18 protein-coding genes are annotated in these 19285 nt (G+C 62.2%); 12 read left to right on the top strand and 6 right to left on the bottom strand.

Annotation, left to right across the window (positions count from 1 at the left end; translation table 11 throughout):
• Positions 1–190 precede the first annotated feature (190 nt).
• The 5 genes from CHC01_RS23360 (at position 191) to CHC01_RS23340 (ending at position 5796) form a co-directional block, all read left to right on the top strand.
• Positions 191–676, top strand: coding sequence for a (2Fe-2S)-binding protein (locus tag CHC01_RS23360; protein ID WP_089266751.1), 486 nt, complete (start codon positions 191–193; stop codon positions 674–676).
• An 88-nt stretch (positions 677–764) separates the two neighbouring features.
• Entirely contained in the window at positions 765–3119 is a 2355-nt protein-coding gene (locus tag CHC01_RS23355) for a xanthine dehydrogenase family protein molybdopterin-binding subunit (RefSeq protein WP_089266750.1), read from the top strand.
• A 74-nt stretch (positions 3120–3193) separates the two neighbouring features.
• The gene (locus CHC01_RS23350) at positions 3194–3994 is read left to right on the top strand and encodes an FAD binding domain-containing protein (protein ID WP_089266749.1); all 801 of its coding nucleotides are present in this window, start codon (positions 3194–3196) and stop codon (positions 3992–3994) included.
• 230 nt (positions 3995–4224) lie between these two features.
• Positions 4225–4515, top strand: a complete 291-nt coding sequence (locus CHC01_RS32725) for a hypothetical protein (RefSeq protein ID WP_176454690.1) — start codon at positions 4225–4227, stop codon at positions 4513–4515.
• Positions 4516–4689: 174 nt separating this feature from the next.
• Positions 4690–5796: a CaiB/BaiF CoA transferase family protein gene (locus CHC01_RS23340; RefSeq protein WP_089266747.1), complete on the top strand. Its 1107-nt coding sequence runs from the start codon at positions 4690–4692 to the stop codon at positions 5794–5796.
• Between the two features lie 206 nt (positions 5797–6002).
• Here CHC01_RS23340 and hppD read toward each other — a convergent pair whose 3' ends face one another.
• Positions 6003–7127, bottom strand: coding sequence for a 4-hydroxyphenylpyruvate dioxygenase (gene hppD / locus CHC01_RS23335; protein WP_089266746.1), 1125 nt, complete (start codon positions 7125–7127; stop codon positions 6003–6005).
• 133 nt (positions 7128–7260) lie between these two features.
• Between hppD and CHC01_RS23330 the strand changes: the two genes are divergently transcribed.
• From CHC01_RS23330 to CHC01_RS23315, 4 genes are all read left to right on the top strand, one after another.
• Positions 7261–7737, top strand: coding sequence for an Lrp/AsnC family transcriptional regulator (locus CHC01_RS23330; RefSeq protein ID WP_089266744.1), 477 nt, complete (start codon positions 7261–7263; stop codon positions 7735–7737).
• Positions 7738–7879: 142 nt separating this feature from the next.
• The gene (locus CHC01_RS23325; RefSeq protein ID WP_089266742.1) at positions 7880–8533 is read left to right on the top strand and encodes a hypothetical protein; all 654 of its coding nucleotides are present in this window, start codon (positions 7880–7882) and stop codon (positions 8531–8533) included.
• Positions 8467–10299 carry a spermidine synthase gene (locus CHC01_RS23320; RefSeq protein WP_089266740.1) on the top strand — a complete coding sequence of 611 codons (1833 nt, stop codon included), beginning with the start codon at positions 8467–8469 and terminating at the stop codon, positions 10297–10299. Before CHC01_RS23325 ends, CHC01_RS23320 begins: the two co-directional genes overlap by 67 nt.
• A 90-nt stretch (positions 10300–10389) precedes the next feature.
• Positions 10390–10701: a DUF1272 domain-containing protein gene (locus CHC01_RS23315; RefSeq protein ID WP_089266738.1), complete on the top strand. Its 312-nt coding sequence runs from the start codon at positions 10390–10392 to the stop codon at positions 10699–10701.
• 116 nt (positions 10702–10817) lie between these two features.
• Here the strand turns inward: CHC01_RS23315 and hmgA are convergent, their stop codons facing one another.
• From hmgA to CHC01_RS23295, 4 genes are all read right to left on the bottom strand, one after another.
• A complete protein-coding gene (gene hmgA, locus CHC01_RS23310) occupies positions 10818–12164 on the bottom strand; it encodes a homogentisate 1,2-dioxygenase (RefSeq protein WP_089266737.1) in 1347 nt (448 codons plus the stop codon).
• A gap of 1 nt (position 12165) precedes the next feature.
• Positions 12166–13119 carry an MBL fold metallo-hydrolase gene (locus tag CHC01_RS23305; protein ID WP_089266735.1) on the bottom strand — a complete coding sequence of 318 codons (954 nt, stop codon included), beginning with the start codon at positions 13117–13119 and terminating at the stop codon, positions 12166–12168.
• A gap of 168 nt (positions 13120–13287) precedes the next feature.
• Entirely contained in the window at positions 13288–13503 is a 216-nt protein-coding gene (locus CHC01_RS23300; protein WP_089266733.1) for a DUF2783 domain-containing protein, read from the bottom strand.
• Positions 13500–15113 (bottom strand): FAD-dependent oxidoreductase, encoded by a 1614-nt coding sequence (locus CHC01_RS23295; RefSeq protein WP_089266731.1) that lies wholly within the window; start codon positions 15111–15113, stop codon positions 13500–13502. The genes CHC01_RS23300 and CHC01_RS23295 overlap by 4 nt, the downstream gene beginning before the upstream one ends.
• A 144-nt stretch (positions 15114–15257) precedes the next feature.
• On the opposite strand from CHC01_RS23295, the gene CHC01_RS23290 reads away from it, so the two are divergent.
• Complete coding sequence (locus tag CHC01_RS23290) at positions 15258–15731, top strand: MarR family winged helix-turn-helix transcriptional regulator (RefSeq protein WP_089266730.1); 474 nt, start codon at positions 15258–15260, stop codon at positions 15729–15731.
• 4 nt (positions 15732–15735) lie between these two features.
• On the opposite strand, the gene CHC01_RS23285 is transcribed toward CHC01_RS23290, so the two are convergent.
• A complete protein-coding gene (locus CHC01_RS23285) occupies positions 15736–16548 on the bottom strand; it encodes an N-acyl homoserine lactonase family protein (RefSeq protein ID WP_089266728.1) in 813 nt (270 codons plus the stop codon).
• A gap of 267 nt (positions 16549–16815) precedes the next feature.
• Between CHC01_RS23285 and CHC01_RS23280 the strand changes: the two genes are divergently transcribed.
• Positions 16816–18312 carry a caspase family protein gene (locus tag CHC01_RS23280; protein WP_089266726.1) on the top strand — a complete coding sequence of 499 codons (1497 nt, stop codon included), beginning with the start codon at positions 16816–16818 and terminating at the stop codon, positions 18310–18312.
• A gap of 237 nt (positions 18313–18549) precedes the next feature.
• On the top strand, positions 18550–19206 hold the full coding sequence (locus CHC01_RS23275; protein WP_089266920.1) for an OmpA family protein: 657 nt from the start codon (positions 18550–18552) through the stop codon (positions 19204–19206).
• Positions 19207–19285 lie beyond the last annotated feature (79 nt).

Below are 19285 nucleotides of genomic sequence, written 5' to 3'. Positions count from 1 at the left end.
GCGGATGCGAGACGGGGTGGGGTGAGACCACACACTGCGTCGCTTGTGATTTCACCCCACCCCGCTGCGAGCTACGCTCGCATCGACCCTCCCCCTCCAGGGGAGGGTGAAGCACCCACCAAATTCCCAGTTGCAAACTTTCCGGACCGCGCTTCTAATTGGAATAATTAAAAAATACCGGGAGGTCTGCGTGTCCACAGTGAAACTGACGGTCAATGGCAAATCTGTCTCTGCCACGGTCGAAGACAGAACCCTTCTCGTCCACCTGCTCCGCGAAAATCTCAACCTGACCGGGACCCATGTGGGCTGCGATACCAGCCAGTGCGGCGCCTGCATCGTGCATATCGACGGCAAGGCCGTGAAATCCTGCACCACGCTGGTCGGTCAGATCGACGGCGCCAATGTCACCACCATTGAAGGCATTGCCAAGGGCGACCAGCTGCATCCGATGCAGGCGGCGTTTCGCGACAATCACGGCCTGCAATGCGGCTACTGCACGCCGGGCATGATCATGTCGGCGATCGACATCGTGAACCGGCATGCCGGCGATCTCGATGAAGAGACGGTGCGCCAGGAGCTCGAAGGCAATATCTGCCGCTGCACCGGCTACCACAACATCGTCAAATCGGTGCTCGACGCCGCCGGACGCATGAAGGTTGCGCAAGCGGCTGAATGAACCGCGGCGACTTGAATTGAGCTGAGCCAACCGCGTCTTTCGATGGAAAGCGCGGACAATCAAAAACTCCGGCAGGGAGACCCACGAGATGGGCGTTGAAGGCATCGGCGCACGCGTTGCGCGCAAGGAAGACAAGAGATTCATCACCGGCCGCGGCCGCTATGTCGACGACGTCAAGATCGTCGGCCTCACCCACGCGCATTTCATCCGCAGCCCGCATGCCCATGCGAAAGTAAAGGGCATCGACGCTTCCGCGGCAAAGGACATGCCCGGCGTGGTCGATGTGCTCACTGCACAGCAACTGGTGGACGACAAGATCGGCAATCTGATCTGCGGCTGGGCGGTGTCCTCCAAGGACGGCACACCCATGAAGATGGGCGCATGGCCGGCGATGGCGCCGGACACCGTGCGCTTCGTCGGTCAGGCGGTCGCCGTGGTGATCGCCGAGACCAAGAACCAGGCGAAGGATGCGGCCGAGGCCGTGGTCGTGACTTATGAAGAGCTCCCTGCCGTCAGCAGCATGACCGCAGCGCTCGCCTCGGGTGCACCGCAACTGCATCCGGAAGCGCCGGGCAATGTGGTCTATGACTGGGCGATCGGCGACGAGAAGCTGACCAATGACGCCTTCAGCAAGGCCGCCAATGTCGTTTCGCTGGACCTGACCAATAACCGGCTGGTGCCGAATGCGATGGAGCCGCGCGCAGCCGTCGCGGAATATGACGACGCAGAAGAGCACTTCACGCTCCATACGACATCGCAGAATCCGCATGTGGCGCGGCTCGTCCTGTCGGCGTTCTACAATGTCGCGCAGGAACACAAGCTGCGCGTCATTGCTCCCGATGTCGGCGGCGGATTCGGGTCGAAGATCTTCATCTACCCCGAAGAAATGGTCGCACTCTGGGCGTCGAAGAAAGTGCGGCGGCCGGTGAAATGGACCGGCGACCGCACCGAGGCCTTCCTTACCGATGCGCATGGCCGCGATCACATGTCGCATGCCGAGATGGCCTTCGACGCCAACAACAAGATCCTGGGCCTGCGGGTGAAGACCCACGCCAATTTCGGCGCCTATATGTCGCTGTTCTCGTCCTCGGTGCCGACCTATCTCTACGCCACGCTGCTGTCGGGCCAGTACAGTATCCCGACCATCTATGCCGAGGTGATGGGCGTCTATACCAACACCACGCCGGTCGATGCCTATCGCGGCGCCGGACGCCCGGAGGCGAGCTATCTGGTGGAGCGGCTGATGGAGACATCGGCGCGGCAGTTGAAGGTCGATCCGGCCGAACTGCGCCGCATCAACTTCGTCACCCAGTTCCCGCATCAGACGCCCGTCATCATGGCCTATGACATCGGCGACTTCGGCGCGTCGCTCGACGCGGCGCTGAAAGCGATCGATTATGCCGGCTTCCCGGCGCGGAAGGCCAAGGCCAAAGCCGGCGGGAAACTGCGCGGCCTCGGCTTCTCCTGCTACATCGAGGCCTGCGGCATCGCGCCCTCCAAGGCAGTCGGCTCGCTCGGCGCCGGCGTCGGCCTCTGGGAATCCGCGGAGGTCCGCGTCAATCCGGTCGGCACCATCGAAGTGCTGACGGGCTCGCACAGCCACGGCCAGGGCCACGAGACGACCTTCGCGCAGCTGGTCGCCGGGCGGCTCGGCATTTCCGTCGATCAGGTGCAGATCGTGCATGGCGACACTGATAAAGTGCAGTTCGGCATGGGCACCTATGGCTCGCGCTCGGCGGCGGTCGGCATGTCCGCGATCTTCAAGGCGATGGAGAAGGTAGAAGCCAAGGCGAAGAAGATCGCCGCGCATCTGCTCGAAGCCTCCGAAGGCGACATCGTCATCGAAAATGGCGAGTTCAAGGTCGCCGGCACCGACAAGGCGATCGCGCTGCCGATGGTCGCGCTCGCGGCCTATACCGCACACAACCTGCCTGATGGCATGGAGCCCGGACTGAAGGAAGGCGCGTTCTACGACCCGACCAACTTCACCTTCCCCGCCGGCGCTTATATCTGCGAGGTCGAGATCGATCCCGGGACCGGCAAGACCGACATTGTCGACTTCGTGGCGGTCGATGACTTCGGCCGGCTGATCAATCCGATGATCGTGGAAGGCCAGGTCCATGGCGGCCTCGCCCAGGGCATCGGGCAGGCGATGCTCGAAAGCGCTATCTATGACGACAACGGCCAGCCAGTGACGGCGTCGTTCATGGACTACGCCATGCCCCGCGCCGACGACGTGCCGTCGTTCCGGGTCTCGCACACCACGACGCTGTGCCCGGGCAATCCGCTCGGCGTGAAAGGCTGCGGTGAGGCTGGCGCGATCGGTTCGTCACCCGCCGTCATCAACGCCATCACCGATGCGCTTGGCCACAACAAGATCGAGATGCCGGCGACGCCCGGCCGTGTCTGGGAAGCGCTGCAATTGCAGCAGGCAGCGGAATAAGCGGAGTGTTTTCAAGCGAAGTGGAAGCCGGTTCGCGTCAAGAAAACACGACCAAAAGATAAGGAAGCAATACAATGTATGAGACCACTTATCACCGCCCTGCCAGCATCGACGAAGCAGCGGCCCTGTTCGCCAAGCATCCCGAGGCGAAATATCTCGCCGGTGGCCACACGCTGATCCCCGTGATGAAGCAGCGTCTTGCGGCACCATCGGATGTCATCGACCTCGCGAAGATCAAGGACTTGATCGGCATCGAGGCAACATCCGACGCGCTGATCATCAAAGCGGCGACGACCTATTACGACATCACGCAGAGCCCCGCGGCCAAGAAGGCGATCCCGGCGATCGTGCATCTGACGTCCGTGCTCGGCGACCCTGCCGTGCGCTATCGCGGCACCATCGGCGGTTCGATTGCCAATAACGATCCCGCCGCCGACTATCCCGCCGCTGTACTGGCGCTAAATGCCACGATCAAGACCAACAAACGCGAGATCAAAGGCGACGATTTCTTCCAGGGCCTGTTCTCGACGGCGCTGGAAGAGGACGAGATCATCACATCCGTGTCGTTTCCCATTCCGACCAAGGCCGGCTACGCCAAGATGCGCCACCCGGCGTCGCGCTTCGCGTTGACCGCCGTTTTCGTCGCCCAGACCAAATCCGGCGAAGTCCGTGTCGCTGCCACCGGCGCATCGCAGAGCGGCGTGATGCGCGTGCCGGCGATCGAGGCAGCACTGAAGGCGAACTGGTCGGCGGGAGCGCTGGACGGCGTGAAGATCTCAGCCGATGGGCTGATGGGTGACATCCACGGCTCGGCGGAATATCGCGCCAATCTCATCAAGGTGATGGCACAGCGCGCGGTGGAAGCGGCGGGGTAAACAGTCTTCATCCAGCTTCAGGCAGTGTCTGCTTGCACGCTCTCATGGCGCTCAATAATCTCTCCCTCATGAGTAATGAGTTGAGTTTGCTGGCGCCATTCCGAGCTGCGTTAATAGGTCTGCCGCTGTCTCATGTTTGGCGCGGGCACGGATCTGCGCTTTTTTTGGAGTTTGGCTACTTAACGCCGACGATCCGTCGGAACGGGACGCCGGGAGCATCCAGGGGCCAAATGTCGGCAATGATCGAATGGAGTTGGCGTATTGAGGACGCTCACTCCATCATTTGCGGCAGTTGGAGCAACGAGGATCTTTGGGATTCGAGTTTTCAGAGAATAAAAGGGCAGGCCGTTCTGGATGTTGCCGTCTTTGGTAGACTACCGGAACTCGACATCCATCTTTCAAATGACTTGCACGTACTCTCGTTCATGACCGCGGAGGGCGATCCGCCGTGGGCGCTATTCGATCGGCGAGCCGACAAAGCCACGCTCCATGTCAGAGCCGGGCAGCTTTGTCTGGAATAGAAAAACTCTAACGCCGGACCTCCACTGGCCTTTTCAATTTTGTGCAGTGCCGCAGCATGGCCGCATGCAGGATTGCGGCCAAAAGCTTCTTGCCCTTGTCACCTCCAGCATAGACAGTTTCCGGCAAATCGGCCCGTCGCCATCGACGGCCAATATCAAGCATGGGAAACACAAGTGCAGGACACCACCCTCGCGTCGTCGCGACCACAGACCAAGGCCACCGGCCCGCTCAAGGGCACACGCATCGTCGAATTCGCCGGCATCGGCCCCGGCCCCTTCGCCTGCATGCTGCTCGCCGATATGGGTGCGGAAGTGATCACGCTGGTACGCCCGAAGCAGATGCCGAAGGGCGCGGCGTCACGCGGCCGCAAGGTGATCGAGGTCGATCTCAAGGACAAGGCTGCCATCGCACAGGTGCTGTCGCTGCTGGATAGCGCCGATGCGCTGGTGGAAGGCTATCGCCCCGGCGTGATGGAACGCCTCGGCCTCGGGCCGGATGTCGTCCTCGGCCGCAACAAGAGACTGGTCTATGGCCGCATGACCGGTTGGGGCCAGCACGGCCCGCTGGCGCAGGCCGCCGGCCATGACATCAATTACATCTCGATCACTGGGGCGCTCGCCGCCATCGGCGGCGCCGACAAGCCCGTGCCGCCATTGAATCTGGTCGGCGATTTCGGCGGCGGCTCGATGTATCTCGTGATGGGCATGCTCGCCGCCATGCTGGAAGCCAGCCGCTCCGGCCAGGGGCAGGTGGTGGACGCCGCCATGTGCGACGGCGCGGCATCCTTGATCACCATGTTCTTCGACATGACGGCGGCCGGTCGCTGGAAGGAAAGTCGCGAGAGCAACATGCTCGATGGCGGCGCGCATTTCTACGGCGTCTATGAATGCAGCTGCGGCAACTTCATCTCGATCGGATCGATCGAGCCGCAGTTCTATGCCGAGCTGCGCGAACTCGCCGGGCTGTCGGAGGCCTGCTACGACAATCACATGGACCCGAAGAATTGGGCCGCGGTGAAGGACAAGCTCACCGCGGTGTTCATGACCAAAAGCCGCGACGAGTGGTCAAAAATCATGGAAGGCACCGACGTGTGCTTCGCACCGGTGCTGACCATGTCGGAAGCAACCAAGCATCCGCATATGGTAGCACGCGAAGTCTTCATCCAGCACGAAGGTGCGACACAGCCGGCACCCGCGCCGCGGTTCTCGCGCACGCCGTCGGCAGCACGGCCGGCCGTGAAGGTGGAGCTGAGGGATGCGGTGAAGGAGTGGGCGAGTTGAGAAAGCTCATACTCGCCTAAGGAGCTCCGCTTCTCTTATCCCTCCCCCTTGTGGGGAGGGTGGCCGGCCGAAGGCCGGTCGGGTGGGGGTGCCCCCACGTGACGTCGGGGCGCGGGCCACCCCACCCGTCACGTCTGCTCGCTGAACGCTCGCAGCCGCGCCACCCTCCCCACTGCGCAGCTGCGCTGCTTGGGGGAGGGAGAAGACTACGCCGCCGTCTTATCGCCGACGTGCAGCACGCCGCGCCTGATCTGATCTTCTTCGATCGACTCGAACAGCGCCTTGAAATTGCCCTCGCCGAATCCGTCATCGCCCTTGCGCTGGATGAATTCGAAGAAAATCGGTCCTATCGCATTGGCCGAGAAGATCTGCAGCAGCACCTTGGTCTCGCCGCCTGCGACCACACCCTCACCGTCGATCAGAATGCCGTTCTTCTGGAGACGCGGCACGTCCTCGCCGTGCTTCGGCAGCCGCGCGTCGATCTTCTCGAAATAGGTCACAGGCGGCGCCGGCATGAAGGGCAGGCCGTCGGCGCGCAGCTTCTCGATGGTCGTGTAGATATCCGTCACACCGCAGGCGATGTGCTGGATGCCCTCGCCGTGGTACGTATTGAGATATTCCTCGATCTGGCCGGCATCGCCGGCATCCTCGTTGATCGGAATCCGGATCTTGCCGTCCGGACTGGTCAGCGCGCGCGAGAACAAGCCCGAGGCGCGTCCCTCGATGTCGAAGAAGCGTATCTGGCGAAAATTGAACAGCTTCTCGTAGAAGCCGGTCCAGACATCCATCCGACCGCGATGGACGTTGTGGGTGAGGTGGTCGAGATAGAACAGGCCGGCGCCTTCGGGCCGCGGGTTCTTCGCGCCCAGCCATGTGAATTCATGGTCATAGGCCGAGCCCTTGGCGCCGTAACGATCGACGAAATACAGCAGGCTGCCGCCGATGCCCTTGATGGCCGGCACGTCGAGCGTCTTCCGCGCTGCGATCACATCCGCCGGCTCGGCACCGAGCAAGATCGCGCGGTCATAGGCCGCCTGCGCATCGACGACTCGGAACGCCATCGACGGCGCGCACGGGCCGTGCGCGGCGACGAAATTGAAGCCGTGGGTGCCGGGCTCCTCATTGACGAGGTAGTTGATATCGCCCTGGCGGTACACCGTAATGTTCTTGGTCTTGTGCCTTGCGACGGGCGCGTAGCCCATCAGCTTGAACAGCGCATGCAGCTCCGCGGGCCTCGGATGCGCGTATTCGACGAATTCAAAGCCGTCGGTGCCCATCGGATTATATGCCGAGATGGTGGCGGCCGGCGCGTCGTGCGGAAACGGACCCATGTTGATCTCCCGAAGCTGATTTGCATTATCGCTTGCCTGGAGTGTCGGTCGTTTGCGACGCAAGGTGCATGCAAATTCGGATGGAATATGCGACATTCATGCACGGTTCACGCATGAAAGAGGCTTTTGACGCATGATCCCGGTAGACGCCTTCGATCTCAAGATGCTGGCTGCCTTGCAGGATGACGGCCGGCTGACCAACCAGCAGCTCGCCGATGCCGTCGGCCTGTCCGCCTCGCAATGCTCGCGGCGCCGGATGCGGCTCGAGGAGGAGAAAGTGATCTCCGGCTATCACGCCGATCTGTCATCGGACGCGCTCGGCTTCAACGTGATCGCCTTCATCCAGGTGCAACTGGCCACCCACTCGCCGGACAATGCCAAGAAGTTCCGCACGCTGGTGCAGCGGGTCGACGAGGTGCAGGAGGCTTACTCACTCACCGGCGACGCCGACTATGTGCTCAAGGCCGTGCTGCGCGATCTCAAGGGATTGTCCGATCTCGTCAACAATGTGCTGATGCCGCATCAGAGCGTGGCGCATGTGCGTTCGTCGATCGTGCTGGATCGGTTGAAGGAAACATCGAAACTGCCGCTGAAATCAGCCCTCGCCTGAGCGCCAGAGGCCTGCGACACAGCGGAATTTGCAACCCCCGATTGATCAGTTCTTAACTCGAAGCGCCTACAACACCCGTCTGGTTCCGATCCGAATTGATTGGACACTCGATACTGCCAAAGCATTGCAGGAAAGAGCAGAGATGGGTGGACGCGACGCAGGCACGACCGAGAATGCCAATCACCGGCTTGTTCGCTTCTTCTGCATCTGCCTTGGCACCCTCGTCTTCGCCTATGCCCTGCTGGCAGTGCGCCTGCTGTTCGAGAGCGATGGCATCACCGTAACCGATGGTCTGCTGACACTGGTTCGCGTGTTGCTCGGCGCAGCGGCGCTGGCCATCATCATTTCTCCGCCCGTGATCGCAAAGCCGCTCGGCCGCCAGATCACGCTGCTCGGCACCGATTTCGAAGCCGGCTATACGAGCATGAGCACCAAGGAGAAGGTACGGCTGATCGTGCTCGTCACCATGGTGAGCCTGCTGCTCGAACTGGTGATGATCCGCTGGCTGGCGTCAGTCTTCCCAGTGTTTTCGTTCTTCAAGAATTTCACGCTGCTGGCGTGCTTTCTAGGCCTTGGCGCCGGCTATGCCGTGTCCGAGAAACAACCCTGCGCACCGGCGCTGGTGCTGCCGATGCTGGCGCTGTTCGTCAGCGTCATCACGCTGTTGCGCTACGATATCGGAGCCGGCAACGGATTCTTCACCGGCCTGCCGATGCATGAAATATCGATATGGATCGCCTCGACTGGCTGTCGCTGTTTGCCCAGAGCATTCCCGTCTATTTACTGCTGGCGATGAGCTTCGTGCTATGCGCCTGCATCTGCTATCCGGTCGGCCAGCTCTGCGGAAAACTGCTGCACGCGACCGACGCCCTGAAGGCCTACGGCCTCAATCTCGTCGGTAGCATCCTCGGCGTGCTGGTGCTGTTCGTCATGAGCCTGTTCTGGCTGCCTCCGGTGATCTGGTTCACCGCGGCCGGCGGCATCCTGCTTGTCTTCGTGCTGTCGCGGGATGTCCGCTCGCCGATCGGCATTGCGAGCTTCTGCGTGCTGCTCACGGTGCTGGCATGGCCGGTGCAGCCGGAGACCCAACGGATTTACTCGCCCTATCAGCTGCTCGAGCGCATGGCGAAATCCGACGGATTGATGAATATCCTGTCGGGCGGCTCGTATTATCAGAAGGTGTTCAACCTCGCGGAGAGCCACCGCAGCATTGAAGCTGCCGAGGACCGCTATGTGCGGACCTATTACGAGTTCCCGTTCAACTTCAAGACAAAGCCCGAACGGGTGGCCATTGTCGGCGCCGGCAGCGGCAACGACGTTGCGGCGGCGCTGCGGATGGGCGCGTCCCATGTGGACGCCATCGAGATCGATCCCGCCATCATCCATCTCGGCCGCAGCAATCATCCGGAACACCCCTATGACGATCCGCGGGTGACCGTACATATCAACGACGCGCGCAACTTCTTCCGCACGGCGCAGCAAAAATACGACCTGATCATTTATGGCGTGCTCGATTCCCACACGGCGCTCAGCCATGCATCGAACCTGCGCGTCGATTCCTATGTATATACCCGCGAGGGCATCGACGAGGCCTTCCGCCTGCTCAAGCCTGACGGCGTGATGTCCATTGCTTTCGCGCTGCCGAACGAGTCGCTCGGCTTCAAGCTATCGCATATCCTGCAGGGTCTGCCTGGCGCCGGCAAGCCGCTGGCCATTCGCGTGCGTTACGATTCGAGCACGACGACGGCCTTCGTCGTGCAGAAAGGTCGCGATGCCGTGCTGCCGAACATGGAGGCCTTCGCGGCCATCGGCTTCACGGACGTGTCGCAGCGCTATGCGCAGCCCTATCCTGAAGCCAGCATCCCGACCGATGACTGGCCGTTCTTCTACATGGTCAGCCGGACCTATCCGACCAGCTACATGATCGCGCTCGGCATGGTCATGTTGCTGAGCACGATGTTCGTGCGCAAGACCATCAGCCTCAATGACCCGATCGAGCGCGGCTATCTGCCATTTTTCTTTCTCGGCGCCGGCTTCATGCTGGTGGAGACCAAGGCCATCACCGAACTGGGTCTGCATCTTGGCGGGACCTGGTTCGTGATCGCAGCGACCATCATCATGGTGCTGGTGATGGCCTTCCTGGCCAATCTCATCGTGCAGCGAAACGCATTTCAGCGCACCAATCTCGCTTATGTGGGCCTGATCATCAGCCTACTCGTTGGCTACTTCTATGCGCGCAACCACACGCTGATCGCCTTTGCATCGCCATGGGCGAATCTCGCGCTCAGCGGCATGCTGCTGACGATCCCGCTGTTCTTCTCGGGCATTATCTTCTCGAGCCTGATCGGCAGGGCGAGCGTCAATATCTCGACCGCACTGGCCTATAACCTGATGGGCGCGCTGTTCGGCGGCTTGATGGAATACAACTCGATGTATTTCGGCTTTGCGTTTCTGTACCTGCTGGCCATCGGCTTCTACGCGCTCGCCTGGCTGTTCTCACGCAATCCCGGCATCGCCTGGGCGCGACGGCTCAACATCCCGCGCACGGGCGCAGCATCGTAGCACCCGCCTTCCGGCGTCAGGCCGCCTGAGAGTTCACGAACCATCGCGGTTCTGCCAAGATCGGCGCAACGAACCGATTGGGAGAGAACGATGGCACTGGCGCTGCGACCGAACTGCGAATATTGCGACAAGGATCTGCCGCCCGCAGCGCCCGATGCGCGCATCTGCACTTTTGAATGCACATTCTGCGCGGATTGCGTGGAGACCAAGCTCCACAATGTCTGCCCGAATTGCGGAGGCGGTTTCGCGCCGCGCCCGATCCGGCCGGCCACCGAATGGCGGCCGGGACTTTCCGTTGCCAAGCGCCCGCCATCGGACAAGCGCGTATATCTGTCGCACAGCCTCGAGGACATCGCGGCGCATTCGGCGCGGATCAGGGACGTACCGCCTGGAGAGCGGTGAGGCACGTCAACTTGATGGCGTCGTAGGATGGGTAGAGCGTCTTCGCGAAACCCATCCCTGTCAGAGCTTGCAGTCGATGGGTTTCGCTGCGCTCTACCCATCCTACGGCCGGTGTATCACCGCTTGTTCGGATCGAAGCGCTTCTCCAGGCCCTTCCAGCAATCCGCATAATCGCTCTGCAGCGTCGCCGTCGTGGCCGCGTGTTCCGTAACGCGCTGCGGGTAGCGGGTCTCGAACATGAAGGCCATAGTGCCGGTGAGCTTCACGGGCTTCAACTCGCCATTGCTGGCGTGATCAAAGGCCTCGCGGTCTGGCCCATGCGGCAGCATCATGTTGTGCAGGCTGATGCCGCCCGGCGTGAAGCCCTGCGGCTTGGCGTCATAGACGCCGTAAATGAGCCCCATGAATTCCGACATGATGTTCATGTGATACCACGGCGGCCGGAAGGTGTTTTCCGCCACCGCCCAGCGCTCCGGAAAGATCACGAAATCGATATTCGCGGTGCCGGCGGTTTCAGAGGGCGAGGTCAGCACCGTAAAGATCGACGGATCCGGATGATCGAAGCCGATGGCGCCGACCGGCGAGAAGGTGCGCAGATCGTATTTATACGGCGCATAGTTGCCGTGCCACGCCACGACATCGATGGGTGAATGCGGCAGCACCGTCTTGAACAGCGCGCCGCCCCATTTCACATAGAGCTCGGTCGGCGTGTCCTTGTCCTCATAGGCGGCCATCGGCGTCAGAAAATCGCGCGCATTGGCAAGACAATTGGCGCCGATGGGTCCGCGCTCGGGCAGCGTGAAGGCGCCGCCATAATTCTCGCAGAGATAGCCGCGCGCGGCGCCGCCCGTGAGTTCGACGCGGAACTTGACGCCGCGCGGGATCACCACGATCTCGCCGGGCTCGGCATCGATGCGGCCGAATTCGGTGACGAACAGGAGATTGCCCTGCTGCAGCACGAACATCATCTCGCCATCGGCATTGTAGAAATGCTGATCAACCATTGACTTGGTGATCAGATAGACATGCGCCGCCATGCCGGCCTGGGTGCCGGCGTCGCCGGCCGTGGTCATGGTCTGCACACCCTGCAGGAAGGTCATGTCCTCCTTCGGGATCGGCGCCGGATCCCAGCGCAATTGCGCGATCGGCAGATCGCTCTCGTGACACGGCGCGGTGCGCCACAGCTTGCTATCTGCCTTCTCGAAGCGGCCGGAATGTTTCACCGACGGGCGAATGCGATATAGCCAGGACCGTTCATTGGTGCCGCGCGGCGCCGTGAAGGGCGAACCGGAGAGCTGCTCGGCATAGAGCCCATAGGCCGCGCGCTGCGGCGAGTTGCGGCCGATGGGCAGCGCGCCGGGCAGCGCCTCGGTTTCGAAGCTGTTCCCAAAGCCGGACATATAGCCCGGCGTGACGTTGACGGTGTTGCGGCTGATCAGATCGGGATTGGTGGTGATGTTCATCTCATCCTCCTTGGAGCGCGGCCCACATTTCGCGGTCGCGCTTGTCGGTCCAGATCACGGGGTCGTCGATTCCCGAGGCTTCATCGAAGGCACGCGACACATTGAACGGCAGGCAGTGCTCGTAGATCGCAAAGCTCGAAAACTTCTTGTCCATGACGTCACGGGTCGCCGCCATGGTTTCCTTCAGGCTGCGTCCCTTGGCGACCGACATCTCCGCCGCGCCGTAGAGCGACATCACGAAATCACGCGTCATCGCGATCGCCTCGCGGGTCGTCTCCAGCCCTTTCAGGGCATCGCCGCGGCCCGGCGCAATCGCCTTCGGGTTGAACGCACGAATCTCGTTGAGCGTCGATGGCCATTCGCGCAGCAGCGCATCGCCGCAATAGCAGGCCGAGTGATATTCGATGAGATCGCCTGAGAACATGACTTCGGCATCCGGCACCCAGGCGACGATATCGCCCGACGTATGACCGGCGCCAAGCTGCATCAGGCGCACCTCGCGCTTGCCGAGGAAGATCGACATCTCGCCCTCGAAAGTGAGCGTCGGCCAGGTCAGGCCGGGAATGCTCTCGGCATCCTGGAACAGACGCGGGAAACGCCCGAACTCGGAATCCCAGTCCTGCTGGCCGCGCTCTTCCACCAGCCGATAGGTTTCCTGCGACGCGACGACGCCCTGCGCCTTGTAGGCGGACGCGCCGAGCACACGCACCGCATGATAATGCGACAGCACGACATATTTGATCGGCTTGTCGGTGACGGTTCGCACCCGCTCGATCACCTTGTTGGCCATCGCCGGCGTCGCCTGCGCGTCGAACACGATGCAACCGTCATCGCCGACGATGACCGCCGAGTTCGGATCGCCCTCGGCCGTAAAGGCATAGAGATCGGTACCGATCTCCGAGAAGGTGACCTTCTTCTCGGTCATGTCGGTCGTGGATGCGAAACCCTTGGTCATTCGTTCTTTTCCTTCTTGAATCTCAAACCGTCATTCCGGGATGCACGTAAGTCGGCAGAGCCGACGTAGTGCAGACCCGGAATCCCGAAATGGTTGCGCGTTGAACATATCGAGATTCCGGGTTCGCGTGCGGCTGACGCCGCCCTCGCCCCGGAATGACGAGTTTTGTCATTTCTCGTCCCTCACATTCGGCAGCCGCCGCTTCGCCAGCGCTATCGCGTCACCGAGCACAGCGGCATCGCCGATATGATTGGCGAGGATCAGCACGAGTGCCGTATCGAGCGCCGCGCTTTGATCGTCGGTCAATCCGCGATGCGCCTCGACGATCGCACGATAGGCGTCGTCGGGACTGGCGAAGTTGGACGTCGTGGATAGTGCCGTCATGACGGCCTCCCGCAGGCACGCGCGACCGCGGCCTTGATCGCCTGCGGCGTTGGATGCCGGAAACGCGCCGCGACATAACCATCGGGCCGCAGCAGATAGGCGGCACCCGGATCGGCGCCGTAGCGTGCCTTGAACAGTCCGGTCTCGTCGCGGAGCGCCGCATCATCGCCGACGACCAGACGGGCCACGCCCTTGGGCAGTTCGATCGCCTGACCATCCGAGTGCAATACGGTGAAACCGCGACCCGCCCCCGCGAAACATTCCGAGAGAAATACATGTGCGCCGTCGTCAGTCGCGAGCGGCGCGTCCGGCATATGCGCGCCCGGCTGAGGACCGACCGACCAGTCGTCGCTGTCGGCCGTCGAGAGCGGCGTCTGATAGACCGACGGCACGGACAGTCGCCCGCCATTGATCATCCGCTTGGCGAAATCGGCTTCCCTGGCGAGCGACAGTATTGCCTGCCGCATGCGCTGCTCCTGCTTCGAATGCGGCGCGATGAAATCCGTCGCATGGGTCGAGGCGCGGATGTTCTCGTCAGCGGCCGGACCACGCTCGGCATCATAACTCACCAGCAGCGATGCCGGCGCGTCGCCCGCCAGCACCATCGCCAGCTTCCATGCGATGTTCTCGGCGTCTTCGAGGCCGGAATTGGCGCCTCTTGCACCGAACGGCGATACCTGATGCGCGGCATCGCCGGCAAAGATCACGCGCTCGTGCAGGAAGCGTTGCATGCGGCGGCACTGGAACTTGTAGACCGAGATCCACTCGAAATCGAAATCGTCGTGGCCGAGCATGCGCGCGATGCGCGGACGCACCTTCTCCGGCCGCCGCTCCTCGGCGGGGTCTGCATCCGGCCCGAGCTGCAGATCGATACGCCAGACATCGTCGGGCTGGCGATGCAGCAGCGCGGACTGGCCGGAATGGAATGGTGGATCGAACCAGAACCAGCGCTCGGTCGGGAATTCCGCGGTCATCTTGACGTCGGCGATCAGGAACTGATCCTCGAACACCTCGCCGGAAAAGTCCGCGCCAACCATGCCGCGCAGCCCTGACCGCGCACCATCGCAGGCGACGACATAGTCAGCGCGCAGCGCGTATGGCCCTTCGGGCGTCTCGATAGTGAGTTCGGCGTGATCGTTATGCTGCGCCAGCGCGATGACCTTGTTGCGCCAGCGCAGATCGATCTCCGGCAATTGATGCACGCGATCGACCAGAAAGGATTCAGCGTAATATTGCTGCAGGTTGATGAAGGCCGGCATCTTGTGGCCGGTCTCGGGCAGCAGATCGAACTGATACAGCATGTCCGGTCCGAGAAAGATCTTGCCGACCTTCCACACCACGCCCTTGTCGATCATGCGATGGGCGACGCCGAGACGATCCCAATATTCGAGCGAGCGCTTCGAGAAACAGATGGCGCGCGAGCCGTCGCCGATGCGATCGGCGTCGTCGAGCAGCACCACGCGCTGGCCCCGCTGCGCCAGATCGATGGCCAGCGATAGACCCACCGGCCCGGCGCCGACGATCACAACGGGATGACACGCTGCATCAACGGCAGGGCGTGCCTGATCGGCATGGCGGCGATAGGCAAACTGGCGGACATGCTGCGCCATGGCTCAGACCCCGCCCTGCAACCGGATGTATTTTCGGATCAACGCTGGTCTGGCCAACGGATCGCACTCCCTCTAAGATAGTCTCATTTGCAACCATCTAAACGCCGGACCCGTGGCGGCGTCAACAGCAGAATTGGTGGCTCCGTGGCAAAATTCGACCTGTTTCAGTTCGTTCCGTTCCGGCTCAACCGGCTGGCCGCGGAGGTCAGCGCCGCACTGTCCGACGAATATCAGGTACGCTATGGGCTCGACATTCCGGAATGGCGCGTCATCGCCACGCTGGGCTTTCGCGACGACGCCTGCAGCGCGCAGTTCATTTCGCAATGCACGCGCACCCACAAATCCACCATCAGCCGGGCGGTGACGGCCCTGCTGGACCGCGAACTCATCGAACGGGTCGAAAACGAAGACGACCGCCGCGCCTTCGAACTGCGTCTCTCCGCGAAAGGCACAGCGCTCTATGAAGAACTGATCCCGCGCCTGCTAAGCAAAGAGCGCGACATCCTGTCATGCCTGACGGCGCAGGAGCGCAAGGACTTCGCCGCCGCACTCGGCAAGATCGAGCGTAGCCTCGACCTCGTGCAGACGCGGCATGGGCAAAAGGCCGGCGCCTATTGAGCGATTAGTCTTTCACAAAGGAGCGCGATGGCATCTCGTGCAGCGCATAGGCATCGGCCTTGCTGCCCTCGACGCGCGGATAGAGCTCACGCACCAGCGGATCATGGCCGGGAATGATGCGATCGGGGTGGCCGGCAAGGCGCTCGCAGGTGGTCCAGCCGTCGCACATGTCACCGATATTGTAGACAATCGGAAACGGGCTGCGGCGCTGCATATTGCCGTAATAATGCGAGGCGTCTGATGCCAGCACAACGGGCCCCCGCGCGGTCTGCACGCGCACGATCTGCAAACCATCTGAATGGCCACCGACGCGGTGCAGCGTGACGCCCGGAGCAACCTCGCCATCGCCATTGTGGAACGTGACGCGCTCATTGAACACGTGACGCACCATCAAGGTGACGTCTTCCGCCGAGAACGGATGCCGCAGCAGCCCGTTGCACATGCAGCGACCCGTCGCATAGCTCATCTCGCGGTCCTGCAGATGGAACCTGGCATTGGGGAGACGATCGAGATTGCCGGCATGGTCGTAATGCAGATGCGTGACGATGACGTCGCGGATGTCCGCCGCGCGAGCGCCGAAATCGGCCAGCGCGTCGATGGGATTGATCGTGAGCTTGCGGCTGCGCTCCTTCGAGGCGGCTTCGTTGAAGCCGGTATCGACAAGAATGTCGCGGCCACCGCCGCGGATCAGCCAGACGAAATAATCGAGATCGGCCGCTGCGGTCTCATGGGGATCGGGTGCGAGATAATTCATCTGCGGCGTCCGCGGCGTCATCGTGGCATAGCGGATCGCATAGATTTCGTAAGTCACGCTCATTCGTCCCGTCCCGTTCGTGGTCGTTGTTATGCGCAACAAGCCATTGCTGCCGGGAAAGGTCAAACCGTTCCAGCCACCGGAATGACCGCGAACCGCGACTGTAGCGACAACGCCGGACGCGTGGTGAATTGAGGCGACAGCTGCCGCCCACACTGCACGTTGACAGCCGCGATCACGCCGGTTTGATAATGCGAATGGCGTGGATTAGTGTCGCTGCGGCGCAAGCCACAGCTTGGACAGCGCCCTCAAGTGTGGACCGGTTTCATTATGAAAATGCGCATTGCTCTGATCGCTCTCCTGACGCTTGCCGCCACACCCATCTGGCAGGCCTCCGCCGCGGAAGATCGGACCCACCGGATCGCACTAGTGATCGGCAATGCGAAATATCCGGACGCCGAGACACCGCTCAAGGAGCCCATCAACGACGCCCGCGACGTCGCCGCCGAATTGAAGCGTGACGGATTTGAGGTCGATACCGGGGAAAATCTCGGCGGCGACGGTATGCGCCGGGCGCTCGACAAATTCTACGGCAAGGTGAAGCCCGGCTCGGTCGCCCTGGTGTTCTTCAGCGGCTTCGGCATCCAGTCCGCGCGCCAGAGTTACATGATCCCGGTCGATGCCCAGATCTGGACCGAGCCCGACGTGCGCCGCGACGGCTTCAGCCTCGAGACCGTGCTGGGCGAGATCAACGGCCGCGGCGCCGGCGTCAAGATTGCGCTTTTGGACGCATCCCGCCGCAATCCGTTCGAGCGCCGGTTCCGCAGCTTCTCCGCCGGGCTCGCTCCGGTGATCGCACCGAGCGGCACGCTTGTGATGTATTCAGCGGCGCTGAGCTCGGTCGTCAGCGATGGCGGCGGCGATCACGGGTTGTTCGTCAGTGAGCTGCTCAAGGAAATCCGGGTTCCAGATCTCACCGCCGAGCAGACGCTGAACCGGACCCGCGTCAACGTCACCCGCGCGTCGCGCAGCGAGCAGGTGCCGTGGATTTCGTCGTCGCTGGCAGAGGACTTCTCTTTCATTGCGGGAACGCGCCCGGCGTCAGCCGCTGTGGCAGAAGCCAAACCGGCCGATCCGGCGCCGGCTGCGACACCGCGCCCCGCTGCTGTGGCCAAGCCGGAAGTCGTCGCCGCACCTGCAGCACCTGTGCCCGCTGCACCCACGCCGGCGGCTCCAGCAGCAGCGCCTGCGCCGGCCGCGGCACCGACTCCTGCTCCCGCCGTCGCCGCTGAAGCGCCCCGTGACGAAAACAAGATCCTGCTGGCGCTGGCGGAGGATCCGACCGTCAAATCGCTGAACGTCAAGCTGACCGATAATCCGGAAGACGCCGGCGCGCTGTATCGCCGTGGCCAGGTCTATGCCAGCAAGGGTGCCTATTCCGCTGCGATCAAGGATTTCGACGCCACGATCAAACTGAATCCCAAGGATGTCGAGGCCTACAACAATCGTTGCTGGGCACGCACCGTGACCGGTGACCTCGCCGCCGCGCTCAAGGACTGCAACGAAGCGCTGCGCCTGCGCCCGAATTTCGTCGATGCGCTGGACAGCCGCGGCCTGGTCAATCTCAAGAACGGCCAGAGTAAGAATGCCATTGCGGATTTCGACGCTGCGCTGAAGATCAATCCACAGCTGACCTCATCGCTCTATGGCCGCGGTCTGGCCAAACATCGCCTTGGCCAGACGGCTGAAGGCGATCTCGACATCACCAATGCCAAGGCCATGGACCCGGACATCGTCAAGGAATTTGCCGGCTACGGCGTTCGATAGAACGGCGTTCGATAGGACAGCGCGATAACACGCCATCCGATGATTCCCAGAGGTCGGCAGGATTTCGCAGGAAAGTCGCAAGAAAATCGTAGGAAAGTCGCAAGCCCGGTTTGAACCTGCGGCGCGCGAGCGGACACTATTGATGGCAAGCCGGAAGCCATCCTGAAGCGATCCGGCACCAGATTTTGCTGGATTTGATTCAAGCGCGTTTCGCGCGACTAAATGAAGGATGCACCCATGTCGAACACATCCGCGCGCCCTGGCTTCAAGGCACTTCGCACGATCGCCATGATCAGCGTCGCCCTGTCGCTGACCGCAGGCATCGCCGCAGCGGCTGAGGAAGTGACCTCCGACCAGATCCTGCGTGCATTGGCGCCGAAGAAGCCGCTGACCCGCGGTCTGTCGATGACGCCGCCGGCCGAGCCGGCCGTCAATGCCGCCGAAGGCAAGTTCGTCGACTCCCTTCGCAATCGCAGCACGCGGTCGCTGTCGATCGGCGAGCGCGAGCAGATCGCCGCCGTCGCCCAGACCAAGCCGGCCATCGATCTGGAAATTACCTTCGACTACAATTCGGCGAATATCAGCAAGAAGTCGCTGTCCTCGGTGCAGGCCCTCGGCAAGGCGCTGAGCAGCGAAGACCTCAAGGGCGCGACCTTCGTGGTCGCCGGCCATACCGACGCGGTCGGCGGCGAAGAATACAACCAGGACCTGTCCGAGCGCCGCGCCGACGCCATCAAGCGCTATCTGACGGACAAATACGGCATCGCCGGCGCCGACCTCGTCACCGTCGGCTATGGCAAGGGCAAGCCGAAGGCCGGCGTTGCGCCGACCGATCCGTCGAACCGCCGCGTTCAGGTGGTGAATATGGCGAACAAGACCACCGCATCCCAATAGGCTCGGTGGTACCTCTGAGCTTGCTGCGGATTGCCGCACCACAGCGTTCCGCGCCACGCGGGACGCTGTTTGCTGTGGT

Source organism: Tardiphaga sp. OK246, from assembly GCF_900188215.1.
GTDB lineage: Bacteria > Pseudomonadota > Alphaproteobacteria > Rhizobiales > Xanthobacteraceae > Tardiphaga > Tardiphaga robiniae.
This window is presented reverse-complemented; position numbering and strand designations above follow the sequence as displayed.

What these genes read in the sequence shown, in the direction of transcription:
- CHC01_RS23330 (WP_089266744.1), top strand. Translation starts at nt 7,261, where the DNA reads ATGATCCCGGTAGACGCCTTCGATCTCAAGATGCTGGCTGCCTTGCAG.
- CHC01_RS23305 (WP_089266735.1), bottom strand. Translation starts at nt 13,119, where the DNA reads ATGACCAAGGGTTTCGCATCCACGACCGACATGACCGAGAAGAAGGTC.
- CHC01_RS23325 (WP_089266742.1), top strand. Translation starts at nt 7,880, where the DNA reads ATGGGTGGACGCGACGCAGGCACGACCGAGAATGCCAATCACCGGCTT.
- CHC01_RS23355 (WP_089266750.1), top strand. Translation starts at nt 765, where the DNA reads ATGGGCGTTGAAGGCATCGGCGCACGCGTTGCGCGCAAGGAAGACAAG.
- hppD (WP_089266746.1), bottom strand. Translation starts at nt 7,127, where the DNA reads ATGGGTCCGTTTCCGCACGACGCGCCGGCCGCCACCATCTCGGCATAT.
- CHC01_RS23350 (WP_089266749.1), top strand. Translation starts at nt 3,194, where the DNA reads ATGTATGAGACCACTTATCACCGCCCTGCCAGCATCGACGAAGCAGCG.
- hmgA (WP_089266737.1), bottom strand. Translation starts at nt 12,164, where the DNA reads ATGAACATCACCACCAATCCCGATCTGATCAGCCGCAACACCGTCAAC.
- CHC01_RS23275 (WP_089266920.1), top strand. Translation starts at nt 18,550, where the DNA reads ATGTCGAACACATCCGCGCGCCCTGGCTTCAAGGCACTTCGCACGATC.
- CHC01_RS23285 (WP_089266728.1), bottom strand. Translation starts at nt 16,548, where the DNA reads ATGAGCGTGACTTACGAAATCTATGCGATCCGCTATGCCACGATGACG.
- CHC01_RS23320 (WP_089266740.1), top strand. Translation starts at nt 8,467, where the DNA reads ATGGATCGCCTCGACTGGCTGTCGCTGTTTGCCCAGAGCATTCCCGTC.
- CHC01_RS23315 (WP_089266738.1), top strand. Translation starts at nt 10,390, where the DNA reads ATGGCACTGGCGCTGCGACCGAACTGCGAATATTGCGACAAGGATCTG.
- CHC01_RS23280 (WP_089266726.1), top strand. Translation starts at nt 16,816, where the DNA reads ATGAAAATGCGCATTGCTCTGATCGCTCTCCTGACGCTTGCCGCCACA.
- CHC01_RS23300 (WP_089266733.1), bottom strand. Translation starts at nt 13,503, where the DNA reads ATGACGGCACTATCCACGACGTCCAACTTCGCCAGTCCCGACGACGCC.
- CHC01_RS23295 (WP_089266731.1), bottom strand. Translation starts at nt 15,113, where the DNA reads ATGGCGCAGCATGTCCGCCAGTTTGCCTATCGCCGCCATGCCGATCAG.
- CHC01_RS32725 (WP_176454690.1), top strand. Translation starts at nt 4,225, where the DNA reads ATGTCGGCAATGATCGAATGGAGTTGGCGTATTGAGGACGCTCACTCC.